Origin of the sequence: Enterococcus sp. 10F3_DIV0382, from assembly GCF_002140245.1 — a bacterium.
Classification (GTDB): Bacteria; Bacillota; Bacilli; order Lactobacillales; family Enterococcaceae; genus Enterococcus_B; species Enterococcus_B lactis.
In genome coordinates this window covers 631,503-656,409 of record NZ_NGMF01000001.1, presented here as the reverse complement: position 1 = coordinate 656,409, position 24,907 = coordinate 631,503, and the positions used below count along the sequence as shown (strand labels likewise).

Sequence of the window (24,907 nt, the reverse complement as noted above, 5' to 3'; positions counted from 1 at the left end):
CATCAGTCGATCCCCCCATCATAGAATGTGACGATATTCATGGGTATGCTCCTATTGGTCTCTTGGTCTTTTCTACTGAGATAATGATCTTGCCCCGGTTTTTCTATACCACTATCAATCCTATAGATCCACTGACCTGTTTCTGCAGACTTTACTCCTAATGTCGCAGTGTGGGAAAGCAGGTCATTGATTTCGAAGTGTACCTCTAAAGATTTCATAGGGGTTACAGAAAAACCTGTAAATTCTATTTTTTCGATGTTGAAATATTGCCTAGCATTTTTTAAACTCTCTAAGTATTCGTCATCTGTTATTGTTCCATTACCACCATTGTATTTCTTATCTGCTTCATCGATTTTGTCCTTATCTTTTGTATAAATCTCATAATGATTATACAAATAATTTGCCAGATCGGTTTGGATGGTACGCAGTTCTTCGTTGTCTTTTTCTCTTCTATCCATCAATATTTTCCCTCCTATACTCAGTGCAATGACAACTATGAGTCCTCTGAAAATGATTTTTTTCATACTTGCTCCTTCTTACTTCTCTTCGTGAAGAAAACGCTTTAAACGGATTTTACCATAGGCTTATCAGTGAAAAAAGAAGCCTTGTTCTTACTTTTCCTTGTTTGATAACGAAATGAATATTTTTTCATTTTTTCTGTTATGTAATTCGAAACATATATACAAAAGAATGAGCGGGACGCAAGCAATCGTCGTTTTTTAGAGATTGTTAACTGTTATGTTTTTAGATTTGTTTAAATTTTTATTCTGATTTGACTGATGGAAAAACCAAACAGACACCTGCAAAAAAATGATTTTTCGCAGGTGTCTGTTTATATTGCATCATGAGAGCAGTGGATTCGATGATGTGCCATCTATTTAGTACGCAACGCAAATCAGCTTTTTCATAACTTCTTTTTTATCGCGTGATACAATGGCGCTAGTTCTTTGAGTGCCTTAGCAGCTTTCTCTTCGATGTTTGTGTATTCATTTGGAGAAAAAAACAGTTTGCCAAGTTGGAAGGTTCGATCGCCCATTGTTTCTCGCAGCTCTTCTTGCTTGCTCTTATCTGATAAATAAACGGATAAAGGCAAATGATCTTCCAGCTCATTTTCAGGCTGGGGCCAGATATAATAATCTTCAATCGCTACCTGGGTACTCCATTCCTGCAGTAAAGATAGCAATTGATTGTGTCCTTCAACGCTTCCTTCTCTCGTGTCACTTTTATAGTGCTGATACATCAAATAGATTTGGTATTGTTTTTGATTCAACAAAACTGCTAGACAGGCATTCTCGTTTTGCCGATCTTCACTTCGATAAGCACTCCAAAAATGACTGCGTAAATTCCAGCCATTCGTCCAGCTTTCGATTTTAGGTTTGCTCATGCCATACGTATCAGGCAAAAGTGCAGCTGTCTGGAGCTGGATCTCTTTCCATTTTTGCCAGTGTGCTTTGTATTCTTGTTTGATTAGTTCGACTTCATCTGGTGTATGTATTTCTTTGAGTTGTTTGAATGCATAATTGTCTCTGTCAAATAACTGATAGTCTTCTTTCATTAAATCCATTTTGTTCCCTCTTTTCTTTTTTATTTTAACTATGTTATTTAAAAGAAACAACTGTAAAAAAGCTGAATCGAAAAAGCAACTGCTTGCTTTTCGAGTTCAGCCTCTGTTTCCATTTACAGGAATGGTCATGAAGTTTTGATCACATCGAGTAGTGACGTAAATAAAATGGCACTGGAAGCAGCTCCCGGGTCGATATGTCCGATTGCACGCTCTCCTAGATAGGAAGCTCGTCCTTTTTTAGCTACCAAGTCTTTGGTGTGTTCTTTTGCCTGGTCAATAATTTCTTTTGTTAGATTCCCTGCTTTCAACGCCTCTGTAACTGGTAGCCAAACATCTAACATCGTTTTATCGTCAGCTTCTGCCTTTCCTCGGCTTTGAATACCCGCTGTTCCCTGCTCGATCACTTCTCCTAATTTTTCTTGAGAATCAATAGAATCGACCCCTTTTGTCGCTTTCATCATGTTCATGAATGCAGATCCGTATAACGGACCAGAAGCCCCACCAACTTTCGATATCATCGCCATAGAGAATACTTTGAATGTATCACTAATTGTTCCAGGATGATCGGTTTGAAAAGCTTCTTCATAAGCTGAAACCCCTCTTCCCATATTATTTCCGTGGTCTCCATCGCCAATCGGGGTATCTAGATCACTGAGATATTGTTTGTTCTGATTGATTGCCTCTGCAAATTGTGAGAGCCATTCTTGGATTTCTTGAACGGTTAGTTTCATATTATCACCCTTTTATCTTGAGATTGTCTTACCATGAAATCGTCTGTACATTGCTTTCTAAAGAATCTTTCCATTGTGTCTCCGTCAAGTCGATCAGCGTAAGAGAAAGGCCTTGCATATCTAGTGAGGTCATAAAATTACCGACTTTTCGGAAAACTACATTGACGCCTCTTTCTTCCAGCAGAGCTAAAACATCATTCATGAATACGAACTGTTCCATCAAAGGCGTCCCGCCCATTCCGTTGACGAATACACCTGCTTCTTTTGGCAAATTCGAGTAATCATCTAAAATCTTAGTAACAAGTTCCTTTGCCAGTACTTTAGAAGGCTGCATCTTTTCTCGACGATAGCCTGGCTCACCGTGGATACCAACACCGTACTCGATTTCATCTTCTCCTAGTTCGAATCCTGGTTTCCCTACTTCTGGTACAGTTGCTGCTCGAAGCGCTACACCGATTGTTTTAGTTGCCTGTACGACCTTTTCTCCCAATTCTTTCAACTCTGCTAGGGAAGCACCGTTTCTTGCTGCATCGCCCACGATTTTGTGTACAAGGACAGTACCTGCGACTCCGCGTTTTCCAGCAGTATACGTACTATTTTCAACGGCGATATCATCATCTACGATTACACTTTCTACTTCAATATCGTCCATAGCAGCTAGTTCCTTTGCCATATCGAAGTTCAATGCATCCCCTGTATAATTCTTAACGATTAGTAAAACTCCTTTGCCACTATCCGCTTCCTTGATAGCCGTTTGAATCTGATCTGGAGTTGGAGAAGTAAATACATCACCGAGCACCGCTGCACTTAACATTCCTTCCCCTACAAACCCGGCATGGGATGGTTCATGTCCGCTTCCTCCACCAGAAACCAAACCAACTTGTTCCGATTTCTGATTCTTGGCTACAACACGGGAAGATTCTACACGATGAACAAGTTCTGGATAGCTTTTTACTAATCCTTCCAGCATTTCTTCGACAATATTGCTTGGATCATTCATGATTTTTTTCAATTTATTCCCATCCTTTCTTTCCGGCATTTTGTGCTTCTGTTAAGATTTGCTGAGTATCATCCGTTATACCGGCAGTGATGGCTGCTGCAAAAGCTCCTTCCACTAAAGGCGCATCCACCAGATGATAACGTTGCTGCTGTTCTTCTTCCAACATGTCTTTTGCCAGTTCCGAATTCAATACCGCGCTGCCGATATCCGCAAAAACAAAATAACTAGCTGCATCACTTGATTCATTGACAGCTTCTACGATTTTCATCGGGTCTGATCCGATCTCGCCATTTATTCCGCCGAGAGAAAAGATCTGCACCTCTTGGGATTTTTGCATCTGCTCAATCATTTCTTTAATACCATCTGTTACTTTTTGACTATGAGAAATAAGCAAAATACTCTTTTTCACAAGAATCTTCCTTTCTTTTACATAGTTGCTAACGATTGGTTTCGCTTTCATTAATGAACAATTCAAGTATATAATAAATTCCTAATTTTGGGAAAATATGTGTTGCGCATCTTGAACTTTGTTATACTTTCGTTAAAGAGAGGAGTGATCGAATGATTACAACAACCACGAATAGTGTGGAAGGAAAAACCGTAGTAGCTTATAAAGGAATCGTTTTTGGTGAAGTTATTACTGGGATCAATGTATTGAAAGATTTTGGGGCTGGTTTGCGAAACGTCTTTGGCGGCCGTTCAAAAAGTTATGAAAATGAACTAATGGGCGCAAGAGAAGAAGCACTTGCGGAAATGGCCGAACGTGCAAAAGCATTAGGAGCTGATGCAATCATTGGCGTAAAAATGGACTACGAAGTATTAGGTAGCGACAATGGTATGCTGATGGTCACATGTAGTGGAACAGCTGTCTCCACAAGATAAGTAGGAATAGCTGTCTTAATAAATAAAAAGAGATGGGACATGTAGTGGGACCCAAGAGTTAGATTTTTCAGTCTAACTTCGAGGTTCACTACCTTCCCATTCTCTCTTTTTTATTTCTTTTTGCGAATGATTCCGTAAGCTGCTGCAACTAGCACACCTGTGCCTACGAAGGAGTAATTGACAGAAGCTGTTTTTTCATTTGTTTTTGGTAAAGTCTGACTTGTTGATTCGGATGGCTCTGTCGTTTGATGAACTGTTTCTGTCGTGGTTCCAGAGGCCACTGATTTTTCTCCTGCCGAATGCAAAATATCTTTTATTCGTTGGAAACTAGCTGCTAAGTCTGCTTTTTTTGCTTCAAAATCATTAGCAACTGTTTGTGCTTCGCTGATCTTTCCATGGATCGCTTGACTGGCCGCTGTGATATCCGCTTGAGTTTGACTTAGCTTTCCAGAAGCTGTTTGAGCAACCTGATCTAATTGTTGATTGAATTCTTTTGCTTGTTGGATCTTCCCGTCAAGATCTGTTTGGACAGCTTCCGCTTTTGCTTTCGCTTCAGCAAGCTTTTTCTCAAGTTGTGTACGGTCATTTCCCGCTTTATTTTTAAGATCAGCTAAATCTTGATCGATTGCTGCTTGGTCTTCTTTCAATTTGTTTTTTGCAGCTTCTAATGCTTCTTCGAGTTCTTTTCTTTTATTTTCCAAGTCTTGCAAATGATCGATTTGGTCAGAAGAGGTAGAACTATTCGTTGATGTATCTTCTGAAGACGAAATCGTTTCTCCTGAGTTATCTGTCGGTACATTGGAAGTCATTTCTGTTTCTGAGGTTCCTTTTTCAGCATCAGAAGAGCTTATAGTTGTTGAAGGCTCTGTTTGAGCAGGTTCAGAAGTTTCTGCAAAAGCTGTTTGTCCGAAGAAGAAAATACCGAAAACAGCAATCGGCCAGATCAACGGCTTCATTCTTTTTTTCATCACTTTCCCATCCTTACTACTTTTTAACTAATTTCTTATTATAAGCAAAAATGTCTGGAAGAACCATAAACACAACAGGCTGTTTGTCTAAAAAACGGTGCATCTTTTATTTTTTTGTACGTTCCGGACTTTTCCATGTCCCGCTTCCATAACCTAAAATCGTTTTGACCGCTGGAATGAAAGTCGTCACGATCGTTATCGCGTTCACTATCCAGAACAAAAGCATATATAGGGGTGCGAAAAGAAGGTATTTCAATTTTCTTCGTCGATCATCTACAATCAGCGAAGCTAACAACTGGAAAAATCCTGCGACCATTTCAAAGCAGATGAACACAAAACTGAATGTAAAAGTGACATAGATCTGTTCATAGTTTCCTTGGTACACATAATGCCCAATCAATCCAATAAAAAGAATCACGGAAATACAAAAGAATATTGACCAGACAATGCTCAATGTTTGATCAATGAAGATGATCGTTCTTCCGATATGTTCAAAAGGATGGAGCATCACTTTTTTGAAATTCGTCAGCCAGACTTCTGTTCCACCTTTTGCCCAACGTTTTCTTTGTCGATATAGCATCTTCAACGTCACAGGTACTTCCATGAAAAAGATGATCCCAGGAGCAAAAACAGATACCCAATCATTCAACTGATGATCCCAAGCAATACTGATGTCTTCTGTCGCTCGATCTTGTCTGAATCCGCCCACATCGATCAAGGCTTCTTTTCGATACATCGTATTTGCCCCACTGTACGCATAAAGGCCACCGAAAACAGCTGACTGTGTTCGTTTGATAATACCAACGATACTTGAGAATTCAACCGTTTGCGATTTTGCAATCAACTTTGTACGATTTTGGACATCCATATTTGCAGTGACCGCAGCAATATGTCTTGCACCAGGGCGAATAAAATAATTCACATACCTCTTCAGTGCATCTGGCTCCGGTACCGTATCTGCATCATTGCTTAAAATCAATTTCCCTTTTGCAAAGGCAAGTCCGATATTAAACGCATGGGCTTTTCCTTTATTTTTTTCGATCCGAACCACACGAAGATTAGCGTATTTTTTCATCAGTCTGGCTAATATTTCTGGTGTTTGGTCCGTTGAACCATCATCTGTCACTAATACTTCATAGTTGTGATAATTCAATTTCGTCATCAAATACTCGATCGTATCTTCGATCACAATCTCTTCATTATGGGCTGGTACCATGATCGTAATGAACGGTTCGACACCTGATGGAACATCTACCCATTCTTTTTGTTTGTGTTTGTATAAAAAAACATAACACCAGACACCAATAAACCATGCAAATCCGCCTAAAATCGGGTAAGAAACGAGAAAAAAATACATGATAGACAAACAAGTATCTAGGAATTGATTACCTGTATGAGTGATTGAGGTCATTTCAGTTCCACCCCATTTTCTTTATACAAATCTGCAATGAGTGTCGTATCTAGATTTTTCTCTTCGGAGACAGAATAAAAACGGACCGTTTCTCTCTCTTCCTTTGTTCCAAAACGTTCCGTATACATTTCTTCAAGTAATTCTTGTCTTTTTTTCAATTCTTCATCTTCATATTCAAAAGACTTATTTACTTTTCTATACAAATTTCGATTGTTCCATCTAGTCAACACAAATGAGATAATCAGGAAGCTGAAAAAGATCAATGCAAAAAAGCCGATGAAGAAATACAGCATTTTCTTTTCCAATAAAAAAGCGTACAAGTAAAAATCTTTGGCTCTTTCTGGTCTCGTCAATGGAAAAAACACCCATATAAAAGGAAGAACAACGATCATCCAACCGAAAAGAGCCACTAGCGTTTGCCAAATTTTCAACCAATAATTACCTTTCGAAAAATACTTATCTTTCACCAAAATCGATGCAACTTCTTCTCTTGTTACTTTTTTCATATCCTCACCTCACATTTTTTGTTACGACGTAGGAGTTTACCATACTTTTCATTTCTTTTCACATAAAGCGTTCCTAAATTTTTCCTAAGAAAAAGAACAAAACATTTCTCATCGGCAAATGAAAAATATTTTGTTCTTTTTATCAGTTGTTCTTTTTATTTTTTTATCTCTTAATTATGTTTCTCTTTCCAATACGACAATGCTTTTCATTCCTCTAGATATCGCCGTGTACATTTGTCTGCGTCTTCTTTGCTCATCTCTATTGTTTTCAAATGGATACAAGATTACATGATCAAATTCTAGTCCTTTTGCTAGACTCAAAGGAATGATCTGGCAGTTTTCTAATCCATATGAACTTTTTTTAATCGATTCTTGTAGCGTTTGGGTCTCCTCTTCTGTTTGGGTGATAATTGCCGCTTTTTCTCCTTTTAGAGAAGCCAAAATCTCAGCTAGTATTTCCAACAATTCTTCAGAGGATTGAAAAGAGCGGTATTCGGGTTCTTTTCCTTGCGGTCGGATCGATACGATGTCGATCTTCTCTTGATCCACAGCATAGGTTTTGAAAAGCTCTGTGATTGCTCCGCTAGAACGGTAACTATTTCTAAGATCATATCGATGGATCGGCAGATGGAAGTCATCGAAACAACGCATAATATCAGCAAAAGTAGTGGAAGAATTAAAGATTGCTTGATTCTCGTCACCTACTAAAGTAAAGTGAGTTTTTGGAAATAATTCAATCAATAGACCTAATTGTGCCAGGGTATAATCTTGTACTTCATCAATCAATAAATAGCGAAACACTGGTACATTTACCTTTTCAACAAGCAAATGATGAATAGCTAATAAAATGACTGCTTCATCAACAGTACGTGTGTGTTGCCAAACATAAGCTGAGCCATATCGTTTTTCATAAATTCTTTCAAACAATCGATGCTCATCCACCCACGCCATTTCTTCGATTTGTCTGGTTATTTTTCGATAGTTTTTTTGTAAAAGTTTCCTTGCATAAGTTGCGATACTTTGTTCCGAATCATCAGAAATCAATTCACCGAATAATTTCAACTGCCTATCTTCTGTCAACGAGAGTACCTGATTCTGCACTGCAGGACTTTTTGCTTGTTTCAAAAGATGGTTCTTCCATTCGCTCATCAGTGCCTTTTTCGTTGCTTGAAGCCTATCGATCAATTTAGGATGAGCAGGAACTTTCTCATATATTTTTTCGATCGTTTTTTTAGAAAGAACTGTTTTTCCATTTTTAGTAAGTCCACGGATAAAATCAGGATGATCTAGAAACAAAGGATCTGATCGTTTTAGATCATCGATATACTCTTTACTACGCAAATGTTCTGCTTGCTCTGATACATTTTCTTTCGTGATACGTTTGAAATAAGCTTCTTCACCTTCTATTTCCTCTGCTGAAAGCTGTGAAACCAGCTGCAAGATGGTTAGATTCAGTGGATTTCTTTCGCCTAATGATGGTAGGACATTCGAGATATAGTCGATGAACCGATGATTAGGCGATAGAATCAGCAAGTCATCAGATGTCATCGTATCTCGATATAAATAGAGCAGATACGCAATACGCTGCATGATAGCAGAGGTTTTACCACTTCCTGCTACGCCATTTACCAAGATATTTTGACTTTTCACATCCCGAATGATTGTGTTTTGTTCCGATTGGATCGTAGCAGTGATAGCCTTCATTTTATTGGTTTCATCTTGACCTAACACTTCTAATAACACATCGTCTTGGATAGCTACAGACGTATCAAAAAACTTGACCAAACGATCTCTTTCCAAAATAAATTGTCGTCTTTCTTTGATAACCGTATCGATTTTATTTTGACGAACCGTATAAGAAGACGGACCAATCACGTTATTGTAAAAAAGTTCGGCAATTGGTGAACGCCAATCATAAACAAGATTTTCATCTACATCATCTGTGAAATTTGCTGTACCGATATAAAAGGATTCTTTTGGCTCATTATCCAGAAAGTCTACAATGACTTTTCCAAAATAGGGACTTTTCAATAAACGTTCGATCTTTGCCAGCTGATTTTCTGCGTTTTTCTGTTTGATATTCATCTGATCGATTTCTCTATTTTTCATTTCAATCATCGAAAAAGTATCCAGGTTATCTAAGTAACTGTCAAAATTCAATCGAAGCTCGCCAGCCATTTCTTTCAGCGACTGGTTTCCTTCTATTTTTGCCGTATCCATCGATTCACGCAGTTCGTTTCTTTTATCGATTAGCTTTTGATACAGATTCTTCAGATATGCTTCTTCTAACTGCTTTTGTGTGTTGACCATACACATTCTCCTCTTTTTTTAAAGTGGTGGAACCGATTAGTTTACCTCTTTTAAGAGTCGAATGCAAGCTTTTTAACGAGTATCATTTGTTAGGATATATCAGTTCTTCAGGTCGGACAGTTTGATATAAAGAAAATGCTCCATCAAGGTTTTTTACGTGGTAGCCAGACTGCTTCAAGATTCTTTCTGCTAGATAGCTACGTAAGCCGCTATGACAGCTGACGATATATTCTTGTTGACTGTCTAATTCATTTAATCGGTCCCGAAGTTCATTCAAAGGGATATGTTTGGCTTCCTTGAATTTGCCTTTTTCCAATTCTTCTGCTGTTCGCACATCTAATAAAATTTTTCCTTTGGCTAATTCTGTTGGCAATTCATGCCATTGTACGGTTTCACTAAGCCCTTCTGCAATGTTCATTGCTGCATATCCTAGCATGTTTACTGGATCTTTGGCTGAGCCAAATGGCGGTGCATACGTCAATTCTAACTCCGGCAAATCGAAGATCGTCAAATGCCCTTTGATTGCTGTTGCTAAAATATCGATCCGTTTATCCACACCTTTTGCCCCAACACCTTGTGCACCATAAATCTCGCCAGTCTCTGGATGGAAGATCAACTTCAGTAAAATATCTGTTGCTTCTGGATAATAGCTTGCATGATCTTTTCCTGACACATGAACGACTTCAAAAGACAGCTCGTTTTCTTTGGCTGTTCTTTCACTTAATCCGGTGGATGCGGCGGTCATTCCAAATGTTCGTATAATTGCTGTTCCAATACTGCCTTGATTTCTTCGAGAAATTCCGGAAATCGTGTCTGCAACTTGTCTACCTTGACGATTGGCTGGTGAAGCAAGAGAAATAAGTGCATCTTTTCCAGTGATTAGCTGTTTTACAACGATAGCATCCCCCACCGCATAAATATCAGGAATATTCGTTTGATATCGTTCGTCTACTAGGATACCCCCGCGTATACCTAATTCGATTCCAGCGGTCACTGCTAACTGGTTATCAGGACGAACACCAATGGATAAAATAACTAAATCAGCAGGGATGGTACGCCCGTCATCCAGTCGCAATCGTTTCCCGTGGTCTTCAAATCTAGCGACAGCATGAGAAGTAATCACTTCTACTCCTTGATGAGACAATTCTTTTTCTATAAAAGCTGCCATTTCTTCATCCAGTGTCGGAAGAATATGCGGCGCTTGTTCGATCACCATGACTTCTAAACCTCTTTTTTTTAGGTTTTCTGCCATTTCCAATCCGATGAATCCTGCACCAACGATCACGGCACGGTTTGGCTGTTTTTCTAACGCATGCATCACTTTATCGATGTCTGGTACATTTCTAATAGAAAAAACATTGTCGGCTTCTGTTATCCCTGGAATTGACGGAACAACTGGTTTTGCGCCAGGAGATAAAACCAATACATCGTACTGTTCCAGGTGTTTTTGACCTCCATGTACGACTTCTACTGTTTTGTTTTCAGGAAAGATAGCTGTCACTTCATGATTTGGACGTACATCTAAACAAAAACGAGCAGCTAATGATTCTGGCGTTTGGACCAGAAGATTTTCCCGGTCACTGATTTCACCCGAAAGATAATAAGGCAAGCCGCAATTTGCAAAAGAAACATACGGTCCTTTTTCAAAAACAACGATTTCTGCATCTTCCATTAAACGGCGAAGCCGTGTAGCAGCAGACATCCCACCCGCTACACCTCCGACAATAACGATTTTCATCTTATTTCCCTCCTACTGTTCGATCAAACCATTGATTCATACCGCCACGTACATTCACCACATCATAACCAGATTTCTTTAATTCTTTTGCTGCTTGTTTACTCCTCATCCCTGATTGACAAATCACATAAACGGTCTTTTCTTTGTCTCCATCATATCTGTTTATGCCTTGTAATGGAATATTTTTAGCTCCTTTTATATGCCCACCCCGGTATTCTACAGGTGTTCTAACATCAAGTAATACTGGCTTTTCTAAAAGCTTTTCCTTTAATTCTGGGACTGTTATCGATTTTATTGGTTGAAATAACAAACTCATTTTCTGCACCTCATTTATATTTTATAAATACCTTATGGGGTATATTAAACAAGAGCTTTCTTATTCTGTCAACCAGAATGACTCTTCATTTTTTTATTGCTTTTTATATTTGCATAAAATACCGATTAGGGGTATTATCGAGTTATAAAAATGGAGGAGAATGTGCTATGGAGATTGAGAATAAAAATATCCTGAACCGTTTGAAACGTACAGAGGGACAAATTCGTGGTATCCAAAAAATGATCGAAGATGAAAAAGAATGTATGGATGTCATCACTCAATTAAGCGCTGTTCGTTCTAGCATTGATCGCGTAATGGGAATGATCGTTGCAGATAATCTGAAAAATTGCTTTGAAAATCCTGATAGTAATCCAGAAGAACAAGCAGCTAAATTAGAGCAAGCAATCAAGATGATTATTAAAAAGTAAAGGAATGATTTCAATGAAAGTCGTTTTCCATATTGATGAATTAGAAAAATGGTCAGAAACAGGGAAAAACGTAAAAAACCTGATAAAAGCTTCTCCTGAAACGACGATCGTCGTTTCCGTCAACGGCATCGCGATTATCGGTTATCTAGACTCTGCCAATGCAGAATTTTTAAATTTGAAAGAAGTCGTTTTTCACGCTTGTGCGAATGCTATGCGTGCTAATCATGTTTCAGAAAGTTCTTTACCTGAACAAGTAATCGTTGTACCAGCAGGTGTACTTGATTTAGTTGAACTGCAATCCCAAGGTTATGCTTATATCAAGCCCTAGTCAGTAGAGGTTGTGAGCCTACCATTTAACTCCGAGTTACAAGAAATAATATTAAAAACAACTTTTCATGTTTTTGGTTTGGTTGGCTTATTATCGAGAAGTAGCTATTGGAAGTCTATTTATCAAAAAAAGGAGTGCGACATAGGTCACACCCCTTCTTTATTTTCTTTGAAACATCTTTCGGTACTCGACAGCATACAAGATAAAAGATTGTAAAAGACCGTAAGTGATGACGGCAAAAATGACTCTCACCCACAGCGTTGGTAATTCTGGGAAAAGCAACAAAAGGATCATGCCAACATAGATGACAGCAGTCGCTACTTTGCCATACCACTTCGCACCACTTAATTTGATATTTTTAGATAGACCGATTAATCCAGCTACAAACATAAAGCCTTCTTTTATCAAGAATAGACCAAACAATAGCCAAAGCCACGGTCGATACCATGCCATAGACAAAATCAGGAAAAGTTGTGTCAATTTATCTGCAAACGGATCAAGTACCTTCCCTAAGTCTGTTACCTGATTATATCTCCGAGCAATGACCCCATCTAAATAATCAGACAATCCTGAGACAACAATTATCGTGCCTGCTACATAAAACGACTGTCTCAGCACAAAATAAAGATAAATCGGCAGCAAGAGAATACGGAATATCGATAAAAGATTCGGAATCGTTTGGATTTCTTTACGCCAGTTTGTGCTTATTTTCATTTGACCGACCCACCTCCTCAGCACTCTTTTTTATTTTAGCTTACATAGAGAATAAAACCAATGATTTTACTGCTGTTATTTTTTTGCAATCACTGATCATATGAGTTGGTCTGAAATAATCACTTGCTTTTTTCATCTTTTGCTCTTCTTTCTTCCTGTCGTTTACGCATTTCTTTTACTAACGCTTTATGGGCTTTTTTTGATCCTCGCTCTAGGTCACGCTGCTGTTTCCGTGTTTTAAAATCGATAAACAGACTGTCTAAATCGTAACCTGTCGGGTACAGATTTTCTGCTGAACGCACCAGACGAACACGCTGACGAGGCACACGGATCATTTCTTTTTCTAAATATACGGCAATCGTATCTTCACCTATATCCTCATAAACTAATGCTTCTTTTTGGTATTCATTCACAAATATTCGATCGCCTTTTGCAAAGAGCTGGCGTTCTTTTTTATTGTCCTTCCTAGTTATAACTGCTGTCTTAGGAGGAAATTCTTTTTTCTGTGTCCGGTAGGCTTTTTCCTCCAGGTAACGCTCTGCTTGCTGGATCAATTTCATAGACATAGCCATTTTATGTGCAATCCATAAAGCTTGGCTTTCTCCTGTTTCTCCAACACGCAATTGATATTTAGGACGAAGTGCTTCCCGATCGAAAGCCATAGCAGCCGGCACAAAATCTTCATGATCCCTGGCAAATTTCTTAATTTCTCCATAATGGGTCGTGGCAATGATCAATGCCCCCTGCTCATACATAGATTCCATGATTGCAATCGCTAATGCAGCCCCTTCATTTGGCTCTGTTCCACTGCCAATCTCATCCAGAAGTACCAATGTATTCCTTTTTATCTTTTTCAAAATAGCAGCGATGTTTTGCATATGACCAGAAAATGTGCTCAACGCATTTTCTAAATTTTGGTGGTCACCGACATCGACGAAAACCTCATCAAAGACAGCAAGCTCTGTCCCTTCTTTTGCCGGAACTTGCATGCCGAACATCGCCATCAAAGTCAATAAACCGACCGTCTTCAACACGACTGTTTTACCGCCGGCATTTGCTCCAGTGATAATCAAGCCTCGATAGTCTTTACCGATTTCAATATCCAATGGTACCGCATGATCAGGTAAAAATGGATGTCTGCCTTGTTTGATGACGATATGTTCTGATTTATTGATTTTAGGCGTGATCCCATTGATTTCTCGACTGAGTTTTGCCCGAGCAAAAATGATATCTAATACCGTCATCGTTTCGATCAATAAATCGATTGCTTCTTCATTTTCTGCAATAGCACCAGTCAATGCAGCCAGAACTTGATATTCTTCACTGATTTCTTCAGCTTTTAACAATTGATAGTGTTCATTCAGTTTAGAAACCACAGTCGGTTCAATAAAAACCGTCGTTCCTTTGTTCGATTCATCGATGATTGTCCCATCTACTTTATTTTTATAGCTGACTTTGATAGGAATCGTATAATATTCACCTTTTTGAACGATCATTGCTTCTTGGATCATTTCTTTGTTTTTCGGATGACGTAAGAATTTCAGCAATTTTGACTGGATTTCTTTTTCGATTATTTGTAATTGTTTGCGTACTTTACGCAGATTACGTGAAGCATCGTCACTGACTTTATTATTTTTTATTTTTTGGTCAATCAACTCTTCTACATTTATCAAATCAGGAAGATGCTTGCTATAAGCAAACAACAAAGGTGCCTGGTATTGATTCTTATCAAAAAACTTTGTGATCATCCGACTGCTTCTTAGAAAATCCGCATATTCGATCAAATCAGCGGGCGACAGAACCAACCCTTTTTTGACTTGTTCTGTCAGTGTATCGATCCTCGGCAATCCCATAAATGGAACATGCTGACTACTTTCTAAGATCAAGCGTGCTTCTCTTGTTTCTTCTTGACGATCTAAGACGGTTTGTAGGTTTGTCGAGGCCGTCATATTGCTGATTCGTTTTTTGCTATAGTTTCCGATTGCTCTTGCTTGGATTTCCTTTTTGATCCGATCAAATTGTAATTGACTAATCATTTCGTTGTTCATACTCTCTCCTTTTCTTGAAGAGATACCTGTCCCAAAATAAATAAGGGCCTAGAGATAAATAAAAGGATAGAACACAGCTTAAAAAAGTCATGTCCTATCCTCATTAGAATACAAAGATATTGTTTTCCTGACAGGTACCGTTTCATAAGCACACCAAATAAACCTTGTTTATTGGCTATTCGACTTACTGATTAGATACCAGCTACACTCACAAAACATTCCCCATTCTTCTAGGTCTTATTTATTTTCCACTTAACTATAGCAAGACGCCTTTTGATTGTCAAACCTTAGTATGTTTTATAGACTTACACCATTAACGAATAGACACCTACCGCGATAATTGCTCCAATCATTGGGCCTGCAATTGGTACCCATGAATATGCCCAATCTGAAGTTCCTTTATTAGCTATTGGCAATACCGCATGTGCTAATCGAGGACCAAAGTCCCGAGCAGGGTTGATTGCGTATCCTGTTGGTCCTCCTAATGAAAGACCGATAGCTAAGATCAATCCACCTACAGCGAATACGTTCGTTCCAGGTGCAAATTCGTTTTGTCCAAAAGCTAGCAACCCAAGAACTAATACAAATGTACCAATTAATTCTGTGATTACATTTGCTGGATAATTCCGTATAGCAGGACCTGTTGCAAACGTACCTAAAATCGCACTCTCATCTTTCGTTGCATTCCAATGTGGCAAATAAGAAAGCCAAACAAGAATGGCCCCTGCAAAAGCTCCTAAAACTTGCGCAATGATGAAAGGAACGACAAGATTCCAACTAATTGCCCCTGTCATCGCCATAGCTAGAGAGACTGCAGGATTCAAATGAGCTGGGCCCATGAATCCAGAAATATAGACAGCCATTGTTACAGCGAGTCCCCAACCAAATGCGATGACAATCCAGCCAGAAGCTTGTGCTTTACTTTTGTTTAGATTCACAGCTGCACACACACCATCTCCAAGCAAGACTAGGATCAATGTCCCAATAAACTCCCCCATGATTTGAGTCATATCACTGTTCATTTATTTCTCCCCCTTTAGTTCCCGCAGATCTGATTCTGCGATCAATGCTTCTAAACGTTTAGTCTGTTGCGCTTTCTCTTCTTCTGTCCACCCAAAATACCCAGCAATTGCATCGATCACAGGTTGCTTGATCTCATCCAGCTGATCTCGTTCAAACAACAGATGATTCGTCCGACGAATGAGATAATCACCTGGGGCTAAAACCATTTCTTCTTCTAAGCCATAACGTAACCGAGCTGACTCAGCGAGACTCAAACCAGGATAAGGTGCCATTTCTTTTGCTAATTCAAAGATACGTCGAGCATTAGTCCCGTAAAAATCAGCGATATAAGTAGCATCTTCTTCCTCTAAACCGGCTGCTACTCCTTCTTTTGCTAATTCCTTCACTGTTTCTTCTAATTTCGTTGGATCGAAATTTCCACCTGAAATCTGATATTTTTTAGAGTCGATTTCTTTCGTCTCTATTCCGTATTCTTCTTTTAACAGCTGACGAATCAATCGTAAAGCTCCTTCTGCCATCTTACGGTAATCGGTGATTTTCCCACCTGATAAAGTCAGCAATCCATCTGGTTCTCTTTCTAAAGAACTACCTCTGGAAATCGTAGAAGGTGCTTTTTCATCACGGCTGTTTTCCAAATGGTTTAACACATCTTCTACTTCAGCACGTGAAACTTTATTTTCCTTATATTCACTCACTGTATCAACTACTTTATTGAAGCTCTTATCTGAAATCGATCCATTATCTCCACCATTATAATCAGAACCAGAATTACCAATCAATAGTGGACGAAGTCCTGCCCAGCTTGCTTCGATATCTGCCAATGTGATATTTGCTTCTGGATAGCGATGGTTGATTACATCCAATAGATAATCCACATCTTCTTGTGTGACTTTCGGATCCGTAAAGTCTCCTTGGTAATCCGTATCTGTTGTGCCAAAGTAAGTCTTGTTTTCTCTTGGGATAGCAAAGACCATCCGCCCATCTTGTTTTCCTGTATCGAAGTATGTGGGTTGTGGTACAGGCAGTTTTTTCGCATCTACGACTAAATGGATCCCTTTGGTTGGACGCATTTTAGGAGAGACTGGACGCGTAAAATTCAAGTTCCGTACTTTATCTACCCAAGGACCACTCGTATTGATCACTAATTTTGCTTTGATCTCGATCACTTCATCTGTCAGCAGATCACGAGCTTTGACGCCAACGATTTGATCGCCCTCATATAAGAAGCCAACCGCTTTCATTTTACTTACTAGATAAGCCCCATCTTCTGCAGCTTTTTTGATATTATCGATCACTAAACGGGCATCATTGTTGCGGAAATCAAGGTAAACACCTGCACCTTTTAGTCCTTCTTTTTTCAAAAATGGTTCTCTTTCCAATACTTCTTCTGGTGTCAGGGTATAGTTCTCATATTTAGTTCCTGTCACATTTGCCAGTTTGTCGTAAAGGTCCATTGCTACTTTGACGGAGAACATATTGAAGGTTGTTGCTCCTTCATCTTCATAGATTGGTAAAAGCATTGGATCTGGTTTTGGGATGTGTGGGGCAATACCTTGTACGACTGCACGTTCACCAACTGTGTCAGCTACTACTTCCACATCAAATGTTTTCAGATAACGAATACCGCCATGCACAAGTTTGGTCGAGCGAGAGGACGTCCCTTCTGCAAAATCTTGCATTTCGATCAATCCTGTTTTGATTCCTGATGCTGCTGCTTGGACTGCCACACCGGCACCAGTGATTCCGCCACCGATGATCAACAGATCCAATTCTTCTTGCTTCATTTTTTGAATGCTATCTTGTCTTGTCTTGTTTGAAAACATATGGATTTCCTCCTTATTCAAATGCTTGGGTAGCTTTTACTGCTTTTTTCCAGCCATTGTAAAGTTTTTCTCGGCGCTCTTCCTCCATTTGAACTTCAAATAACTTACCAGCTTCATAAAATTCGCGGATCTCATCTGTATCTTTCCAATAACCGACAGCTAATCCTGCTAAAAATGCTGCCCCTAGTGCTGTTGTTTCCAAATTTTCTGCTCGTTGGATCGGTACATTCAAGATATCTGTTTGGAATTGCATCAGATATTCATTATTTGCTGCACCGCCATCCACTTTCAATACAGGAATATTGATTCCAGTGTCATCTTGCATCGTATCGATGATATCTCTCACTTGATAGGCAATCGACTGCAAAGTAGCTTTAATGATATCTTCTTTTGTCGTTCCACGTGTCAAACCAAACATAGCCCCTCGCGCTGACTGATCCCAATAAGGAGCCCCCAGTCCAACAAATGCAGGAACAACATAGACCTCATCTTCGTTTGTGGAGCGTTTTGCCGCGTCTTCCGAATCACTAGCTTTTTGCAACATTTGAAGTCCATCTCTCAGCCATTGAATCGAAGAACCAGCCACAAAAATACTTCCTTCTAAAGCATAGTACACCTTTCCATTTATGCCGTAACCAATTGTCGTCAATAAATTATTTTTGGATAATTGCGGTTTTTCACCGGTATTCATGACAATAAATGAACCTGTACCATAAGTATTCTTGACCATCCCTGGTTCGAATGCCATTTGTCCGAATAATGCAGCTTGCTGGTCTCCTGCCATCCCTGAAATTGGTGCTTCGCTTCCATAAAAATGATAACCTTGCGTATAACCATAAACTTCTGAGTTAGAAGTAACTTTTGGTAACATCACTCGAGGAATATTCAATAAATCCAAAATTTCCTGATCCCAATCTAGCTGATGGATATTGAACAACATCGTCCGACTAGCATTCGAGTAATCAGTAACATGTGCTTGTCCATCGGTCAGTTTCCATACTAACCACGAATCAATCGTTCCAAACATTAACTCGCCTTTTTCAGCGCGTTCTTGCGCACCTTCTACATGATCAAGAATCCAGCGTATCTTCGTTGCTGAGAAATAGGCATCGATCACTAACCCTGTTTTTTCGTGGAAAAATTCTTGATAGCCTTCATTTTTTAAGTTATCTGCAATTCCAGCTGATTGTCTGGATTGCCAAACAACTGCATGATAGATTGGACGTCCTGTATCTTTTTCCCAGATTACTGTTGTTTCACGCTGGTTCGTTATGCCAATCCCAGCAATCTGATTTGGTTTGACCCCTGATTCGATGAAAGCTCCGGCAATAACTGACTGTACAGAATTCCAGATTTCATTTGCATCATGTTCAACCCAGCTTTCTTGCGGGAAATATTGCGTGAACTCTTTTTGAGAACTGCCGATATGTCTTCCTTTCTTGTCAAAGATAATTGCTCGTGAGCTAGTTGTACCTTGGTCAATCGCCATGATATACGTTGGTTCTGTCATTGTGATTCCCTCCATTATCTGCAAACGCTTTCTTTAACTACTTTTATCATACTACTCATTTAAAAAAAGAAACTGTCAAAATTTTATTCGTTTTTTCTTTTTTTGACAGTTTTTCATTATGATGCTAGTTTTTGATTAATTCTTTTCTTTTTTCAACATTTCTATTCTTCTTTTCAATCGGATAATGTCATAAGGCGACGCAAATTCTGATAGATAATATTCACTCTGTTGCTTGTTTCTCTGACAAAACGTTATGACCAAATCATAGTTTTTTCCTTCTTCATAACTTTCAATCTCAATACCGCTGACTCCTCTCAGTTCTCTGATCAGATACTGTTGGAAAGCAATACGATAAATAGGCAAACTTTCTAAATCGATCCCTATCACTACTGGTTTCGCAATATAAAAATCGATCATCAAAAGAACATTGGCATACTGGATCATCAGATAACTAAGTGCACTGTCTTCGGCGCTTTTCCTTGGCAATTGCTGCATCGCTGTTTCCTGCAGTTTCTCCAATAACTGTGTTAAGGAATGCCCAAGCATTTTTTGCTGCTGCTCCAAAAGCCGATCACGCTCGTAGACTTCGATCTTTCCAACAAAGAAAAACCATTCATTGTTGATTTGTGAAATTTGGTAGCCTACTGCTTTTTCCTCTTTGATTTTCAAACGACGAGGACGATAATGCCATAGCATCGTTTCCCGAATATAAGTATCCAAAACAGCTGTGGGTAACTTTTTGCTCCGTGTCAAATCATATTGATAAAATATTTCTTCGTCTACTATCGAAAAAGAAACAAAAAAGCTGTAAAACATCATTGTTTCGTATACATTCAGTTCTGCTGCTGTTCGACTAAGATGCATCACGATGATTGGATCGATTGCTTGATAAAGCCGATCCGACTGATAGAGTAATTTCTTTTCTTCCAAAGTTGCGTACGTACTTTTTTCATTCAATAGTCTTTTTTTCGTGATCCCGAGCCAGCAAGCAATCTGTGCTTCTGCTGATGCCGTAAACGTCGTTTCTAATACGCGACCCAATCCTAGAATGAATGGTCTTTTTTCTGGTGTATTTTGCAAAAAAAACGGTCGTTGGTCTTCCGGGATATATTGGAATAATTCATAATAAAAATATCGGATCTGTAGCTCTTCTCCGTATAATTGACCGTTTTTGATTTGTAATCCAAATTCCTCTAAGAGCTGGTTCAATTCTTTGATTTTTCGAAAAACAGAAGACTCACTGATATTAAACGCTGTCGCTAATCGAACGATGGATACTTGCTGGTGTTCTAATAAATAGACAAGCATTTTAAACTTCAAGCTTTCCTGTAATAAAAACAAAAGAATTTTTTCCAAACTGACATCTTCGTCCAACACAAGCAGCGCCTGATACTCGTTTCGCTGTACTTCTACTTTTTTTCCCATCATCCGGCCAATCAATTCAATATCTTCCAAATATTGATCAAAAGAAGTTTTTGACAGTTGGACATGCTCTCTCAATCCATTGATAGAGGCTGTTCCCCCTTGCAGAACAAGGTTTCGCAAAATCAGGATCTGTAATTGCTCTTTTCTTTCTAATAATGCTTCAATCTTCATAGGCAGTATTCGCCACCTTTGACCACACCATATCAGGCACACGATATTCTGGCTGGAAAAACAGCTCATGTTCTTCTAACTGTTCGAACGTCCAGCCTTCTTCTACTGCGATTGTCAGTTGGTCAAGAAGATGGAACATTTCTTTTCTGCTTTGGAGCTGTGCTCCAAGAATCTTTTTTTCAGAATCAAATAGGAATTTGATTTTGACTTTGCTTTGGTTTATTGCTGCAAGCTTGTATTCCGCGTACCCTGTTTCAATTTTTTGGGGATAAAAAATGCTTTCTTCTTCTGTCATACCTACGCTTCCTAAGAAATAGCCAAACCACTGATTGCCGACTGGTCGGTAGGTTCCCTGATCCTTTGTCGCGGAGCCGCTAATTGTCTTGCTGACATTTCGCGCTGTACGGACAGCGTTGTTTACTAGAGAAACGTACATTTTTTCATTTGTTGGGCGAAAAGTGACTTGGATTGCATCGCCAATTGCATAGACGTCTTTTTGAGACGTTTGCAAATAGTCATCTACCCAGATCGTTCCATCATCATTCAATGTTAATTGTTCTTCCCACATCTGATTGTCGGGGCGAGAATGGTTAGCCAGCAAAACAAGATCATAGTTTTCCCTTCTTCTTTCCGTCTCTACTACAGCGGTTTCATTTTCGGATAAAGATACGACTTGCTCTTCTAAGAAAAGCGATATCCCTTGATTTTTCATTTCCTTTACTAACGGTTCCGTCATTTCAGGGTCTAGGTAACGAAAAAGAATCGACTTTCGACTTTCATAAAGATGGATTTGTGTTTTTCCTGATGCTAACCCTTCAGCTATTTCGATCCCTGCTTGACCTGCTCCAATGATGGCAATTTTTTTTGCATCCATGATCTTTTGCTGAAGAGAAGCTATGTTTTGTATCTTTTTAACTGAGTGAATGAATCTTGCTTCTGCAGGAACATTTCGAAAATTTTGATTTGAGCCAGTCGCCAAAATCAAACGGTCAAAATCCAGTTTGTCTCCTCCTGCTAAAATGACTTTCTTTTCTTCCAATCCTATTACCGTCTTTTCTGTGTAAACATGGATACGATAGCGGTCAATCAGCTCTTCTTTGGTGATCCAAGAAAGTTGTTTTTCACTGGTGACCTTTCCTTTTACTATCAGATTGAATCCGCTGGGAATCCACCCTAACTTCGATTGCTTTTCAATCAAATATATTTCACTTGTTGGTATCAATTGGCGAAGATAAATAGCCGCATGAATCCCTGCAAACGACCCGCCGACAATTACAATGTTCATCTACATTCCTCTTTCTTATTAAGTGTGCGACTGCCAACATGGGCTGAAATCACAATGTTCTTAAACCATGTTTACTCATTCCTATGATCCATAGCAGCGTAGCAGAACACACTCTCTCCATCCTACCGTGTGACTAGGTCTGCTTCTCAGTAATAAATTAGTTGACCTAATTGAAGAGTATCATTTCTGAAGAGATGTTTCAAAAAATGTACTCTTAGAAAGGCAAAAAACTCGCCTTTTGCGTACCTCTGTCCAAATAGGAAACAGAAAAGAACGAAAAGACGAGTTTTAGCGTGTGTAATGTAATAGTTAGAATAGACCTATCATTTTTATGTTGACAATTTTTAATGCTTTAATGCTTCAACCACTACTTCGCCCAATTGATGAGCAGATTGAGGGTTTTGCCCTGTAAGAAGACGTCCATCGATTTGAACGACTTCTGAAAAAGCTGGACCTGACTGATAGTCAGCTCCTTTTTCTTTCAAAGCATCTTCTGCTAAGAATGGTACTTCATTCGTTGTACCATTGGCTTCCTCTTCTTCATTACTGAATCCAGTCACTGTGCGTCCAGCTAAAATAGACTTTCCAGATTCATCTGTAACTGGCAACAATCCGACAACACCGTGACAAACAGCTGAGACCAGTCCTTCATTTCGATAGATTTGTGAAGCAACTTTCCCAAGATCTGTTGCTTCTGGAAAATCCCACATTGTTCCGTGGCCACCAGCATAATAAACTGCTGCATAATCTTTTGCATCCACATCATCAGGACGTAAGGTATTTCCCAAGGCCCGATTTCTGAAATCTTCATCTTTATAATAGGCCCAATCGATTTCATCCATATTCAAAACGCTTTGCGGTTCTAAAGGTACATATCCACCTTTAGGACTGACAAAATCTGCATCGATTCCATTTTTTACTAATACATCATAAAAATGAGTTAGTTCACTTAACCACAAACCTGTAGGACGCTCGATCTTTTCGTACTTTTCTACATTTGTTAATACGATCAATACTTTCATTTTTCCATCCTCTTTCTATAAAAATTGAGTTATTGATAACGTGCTTTCAAGAAATTATATAATGGACTTGGCAAATAAAGCTCTTTATATGCTTCTTCAAAAGGTTTCGTTACAAATTCATCCTCACGGTTTTCCAATAACTTCTCTGCCCAGTCAGGATCGACGATCATTTGCTGTCCAATTGCTGCAAGTTCTGCATATTTCAGTACTTGCTCTACATCTTTGCGAGTACGGATGCCTCCGACACCAATTAAAGGGATCTTTCCTTGGATCGTGTCGTGGACAGCTTCAAGAATCGACTGATCGCTGTATTTATCAGAACGGGCTCTTCGATCATACGCATTTAATGAAACATGCAGATAATCTAGTTTTGTCTCACGTAATCGTTCAAGAAGCCAGATCGTGTCTTCAAAACGAATACCTGGTGTTTCATATTCTTCTGGTGAGAAACGATACCCTACGATGAATGGTTTTTTTGCATATTTTTCAACCGTTGAGAAAACCGTTGTTAATAATTCGTCAATAAAACGATAGCGATTTTCTAAGCTACCGCCCCATTGATCCTCTCGTCTATTCGAATGTGGAGAGAAAAATTGTTGAATCAAATACGTATTTGCTCCATGCAACTCGATACCATCAAATCCTGATTCAATCGCTCTGCGTGTGGCTTCGCCAAATGCTTGGATTGTTTCTTTGATTTCATTTTCACTTAATGCTCGCGGTGTTTCTGCATCAGGTCGTTCCGCTGCAACTGCACTTGCAGATACAGGCTGTTCTCCGGATAGAGTAGCTCGACTAGTCATTCGTCCACCGTGGAAAATCTGAACAATCGCTTTTGCACCGTCTCCTTGGATTGCTTTAGCTAGTTCACTTAACCGAGGAATCATTTCATCATGAGCGATGCTCAGTTCACCTGGCCAACCTTTCCCGATATCTTGGACATTTGCAGCACCAGTAATAACAGCACCAAGTCCTTTAGAACGTTGTTTATAATAAGTAATCTCATCTTCGGTGATCACACCATTGAAGAAGCTGAGTTGTGTCGTCATAGGCGACAGCATCAATCGATTCTTCAATTGAACTCCTGAAGGTAAAGTAATTGATTGATCAAATTGTGACATTGTTATTCCTCCCATGAATTGCTCTAATTAACCTATCGAGAATCATCTATCATTAAACCACTCGATTAGTTGTACATGCAACTATTTTGCTTAAAAAAATTTTTATTTTTTTTGTAACTTATCTGTTGCTTCATTCATTATCTCGGCTAATTCTTTACTTGCTTCATTTCCCAAGACTGCTTTGTACGACTGATGGAGTTCTTCCCAGCTACCATCGACTTCCTTAGTAAATTGGCGTCCTTGTTCTGTAAGATAAACCAATGACAAGCGTCCTTCGCTAACTGTTTTGACGTATCCTTTATATTCTAATTTTTCAACAAAACGAGCGATTGTTGAAGGCGCAGAATAGAGCATTTGCGCAATATCTTTTTGCGGTATACCATCTTTTTCTTTTAATATCAATAAAATAAATCCATATGTTGGTGCCAGGCCTGTTTTTCTAAATGCTTCATCAGCTAATTTATTCAACATGCGATCAAGCTTTTTCACACTAAAGAAAAGACATTCATCCAACGCTTTTTCAATTGGCTTTTCCATTTCATCCCCTCCATTGGCGTACATATCATAGTATGATTTTTATTTT

Annotated in this window: 24 protein-coding genes; 3 read left to right on the top strand and 21 right to left on the bottom strand. The window is 39.0% G+C overall.

Translation table 11 applies throughout. From position 1 onward, the window contains the following. Window positions 1-2: 2 nt before the first annotated feature. The 5 genes from A5849_RS03240 to dhaM all read right to left on the bottom strand — a co-directional run bounded on the left by A5849_RS03240 (window position 3) and on the right by dhaM (window position 3,755). Window positions 3-524, bottom strand: a complete 522-nt coding sequence (locus tag A5849_RS03240) for a hypothetical protein (protein ID WP_002314037.1) — start codon at window positions 522-524, stop codon at window positions 3-5. A gap of 380 nt (window positions 525-904) precedes the next feature. After that, window positions 905-1,564, bottom strand: a complete 660-nt coding sequence (locus A5849_RS03235; RefSeq protein WP_086309953.1) for an HI_0552 family protein — start codon at window positions 1,562-1,564, stop codon at window positions 905-907. 125 nt (window positions 1,565-1,689) lie between these two features. Next, window positions 1,690-2,295: a dihydroxyacetone kinase subunit DhaL gene (gene dhaL, locus A5849_RS03230; RefSeq protein WP_002312751.1), complete on the bottom strand. Its 606-nt coding sequence runs from the start codon at window positions 2,293-2,295 to the stop codon at window positions 1,690-1,692. 28 nt (window positions 2,296-2,323) lie between these two features. Next, on the bottom strand, window positions 2,324-3,334 hold the full coding sequence (gene dhaK, locus A5849_RS03225) for a dihydroxyacetone kinase subunit DhaK (RefSeq protein ID WP_002316647.1): 1,011 nt from the start codon (window positions 3,332-3,334) through the stop codon (window positions 2,324-2,326). Beyond that, a complete protein-coding gene (gene dhaM / locus A5849_RS03220; protein WP_002316646.1) occupies window positions 3,309-3,755 on the bottom strand; it encodes a dihydroxyacetone kinase phosphoryl donor subunit DhaM in 447 nt (148 codons plus the stop codon). Before dhaM ends, dhaK begins: the two co-directional genes overlap by 26 nt. Window positions 3,756-3,856: 101 nt before the next feature. Between dhaM and A5849_RS03215 the strand changes: the two genes are divergently transcribed. Beyond that, window positions 3,857-4,177, top strand: coding sequence for a putative heavy metal-binding protein (locus A5849_RS03215; protein WP_002292575.1), 321 nt, complete (start codon window positions 3,857-3,859; stop codon window positions 4,175-4,177). 110 nt (window positions 4,178-4,287) lie between these two features. On the opposite strand, the gene A5849_RS03210 is transcribed toward A5849_RS03215, so the two are convergent. The 6 genes from A5849_RS03210 to A5849_RS03185 form a co-directional block, all read right to left on the bottom strand. Continuing rightward, entirely contained in the window at window positions 4,288-5,145 is an 858-nt protein-coding gene (locus A5849_RS03210) for an LPXTG cell wall anchor domain-containing protein (RefSeq protein ID WP_002345420.1), read from the bottom strand. A gap of 106 nt (window positions 5,146-5,251) precedes the next feature. After that, complete coding sequence (locus A5849_RS03205) at window positions 5,252-6,556, bottom strand: glycosyltransferase (RefSeq protein WP_002348305.1); 1,305 nt, start codon at window positions 6,554-6,556, stop codon at window positions 5,252-5,254. After that, window positions 6,553-7,062 carry a hypothetical protein gene (locus A5849_RS03200; RefSeq protein ID WP_002292571.1) on the bottom strand — a complete coding sequence of 170 codons (510 nt, stop codon included), beginning with the start codon at window positions 7,060-7,062 and terminating at the stop codon, window positions 6,553-6,555. Before A5849_RS03200 ends, A5849_RS03205 begins: the two co-directional genes overlap by 4 nt. A gap of 174 nt (window positions 7,063-7,236) precedes the next feature. Then, window positions 7,237-9,372: a UvrD-helicase domain-containing protein gene (locus tag A5849_RS03195; protein ID WP_086309952.1), complete on the bottom strand. Its 2,136-nt coding sequence runs from the start codon at window positions 9,370-9,372 to the stop codon at window positions 7,237-7,239. 82 nt (window positions 9,373-9,454) lie between these two features. Next, window positions 9,455-11,110, bottom strand: coding sequence for an FAD-dependent oxidoreductase (locus tag A5849_RS03190; protein WP_086309951.1), 1,656 nt, complete (start codon window positions 11,108-11,110; stop codon window positions 9,455-9,457). 1 nt (window position 11,111) lies between these two features. Next, complete coding sequence (locus tag A5849_RS03185; protein ID WP_002316644.1) at window positions 11,112-11,426, bottom strand: rhodanese-like domain-containing protein; 315 nt, start codon at window positions 11,424-11,426, stop codon at window positions 11,112-11,114. Between the two features lie 167 nt (window positions 11,427-11,593). On the opposite strand from A5849_RS03185, the gene A5849_RS03180 reads away from it, so the two are divergent. Together A5849_RS03180 and A5849_RS03175 are read left to right on the top strand one after the other, a co-directional pair. Then, window positions 11,594-11,854 (top strand): metal-sensitive transcriptional regulator, encoded by a 261-nt coding sequence (locus A5849_RS03180; protein WP_002292566.1) that lies wholly within the window; start codon window positions 11,594-11,596, stop codon window positions 11,852-11,854. Between the two features lie 13 nt (window positions 11,855-11,867). Further along, window positions 11,868-12,182 carry a DsrE family protein gene (locus A5849_RS03175; protein WP_086309950.1) on the top strand — a complete coding sequence of 105 codons (315 nt, stop codon included), beginning with the start codon at window positions 11,868-11,870 and terminating at the stop codon, window positions 12,180-12,182. A 159-nt stretch (window positions 12,183-12,341) separates the two neighbouring features. On the opposite strand, the gene A5849_RS03170 is transcribed toward A5849_RS03175, so the two are convergent. The 10 genes from A5849_RS03170 to A5849_RS03125 form a co-directional block, all read right to left on the bottom strand. Further along, the gene (locus A5849_RS03170) at window positions 12,342-12,896 is read right to left on the bottom strand and encodes a CDP-alcohol phosphatidyltransferase family protein (RefSeq protein WP_002310692.1); all 555 of its coding nucleotides are present in this window, start codon (window positions 12,894-12,896) and stop codon (window positions 12,342-12,344) included. Window positions 12,897-13,015: 119 nt separating this feature from the next. After that, on the bottom strand, window positions 13,016-14,944 hold the full coding sequence (locus A5849_RS03165; RefSeq protein ID WP_002314033.1) for a mannonate oxidoreductase: 1,929 nt from the start codon (window positions 14,942-14,944) through the stop codon (window positions 13,016-13,018). A 305-nt stretch (window positions 14,945-15,249) separates the two neighbouring features. Next, a complete protein-coding gene (locus A5849_RS03160) occupies window positions 15,250-15,966 on the bottom strand; it encodes an MIP/aquaporin family protein (RefSeq protein ID WP_002292560.1) in 717 nt (238 codons plus the stop codon). After that, window positions 15,967-17,790: a type 1 glycerol-3-phosphate oxidase gene (glpO, locus tag A5849_RS03155; RefSeq protein WP_002314032.1), complete on the bottom strand. Its 1,824-nt coding sequence runs from the start codon at window positions 17,788-17,790 to the stop codon at window positions 15,967-15,969. Between the two features lie 13 nt (window positions 17,791-17,803). Next, a complete protein-coding gene (glpK, locus tag A5849_RS03150) occupies window positions 17,804-19,300 on the bottom strand; it encodes a glycerol kinase GlpK (protein WP_002310688.1) in 1,497 nt (498 codons plus the stop codon). 135 nt (window positions 19,301-19,435) lie between these two features. Continuing rightward, window positions 19,436-20,896, bottom strand: coding sequence for a helix-turn-helix domain-containing protein (locus A5849_RS03145; RefSeq protein ID WP_002316639.1), 1,461 nt, complete (start codon window positions 20,894-20,896; stop codon window positions 19,436-19,438). Continuing rightward, window positions 20,886-22,181 carry an FAD/NAD(P)-binding oxidoreductase gene (locus tag A5849_RS03140; RefSeq protein WP_002335170.1) on the bottom strand — a complete coding sequence of 432 codons (1,296 nt, stop codon included), beginning with the start codon at window positions 22,179-22,181 and terminating at the stop codon, window positions 20,886-20,888. Before A5849_RS03140 ends, A5849_RS03145 begins: the two co-directional genes overlap by 11 nt. Window positions 22,182-22,525: 344 nt before the next feature. After that, window positions 22,526-23,203 carry a type 1 glutamine amidotransferase domain-containing protein gene (locus A5849_RS03135; protein WP_002310684.1) on the bottom strand — a complete coding sequence of 226 codons (678 nt, stop codon included), beginning with the start codon at window positions 23,201-23,203 and terminating at the stop codon, window positions 22,526-22,528. Window positions 23,204-23,232: 29 nt separating this feature from the next. Next, a complete protein-coding gene (locus A5849_RS03130) occupies window positions 23,233-24,324 on the bottom strand; it encodes an NADH-dependent flavin oxidoreductase (RefSeq protein ID WP_002320708.1) in 1,092 nt (363 codons plus the stop codon). 102 nt (window positions 24,325-24,426) lie between these two features. Next, window positions 24,427-24,861, bottom strand: a complete 435-nt coding sequence (locus A5849_RS03125) for a MarR family winged helix-turn-helix transcriptional regulator (RefSeq protein ID WP_002310682.1) — start codon at window positions 24,859-24,861, stop codon at window positions 24,427-24,429. Window positions 24,862-24,907: the final 46 nt, after the last annotated feature.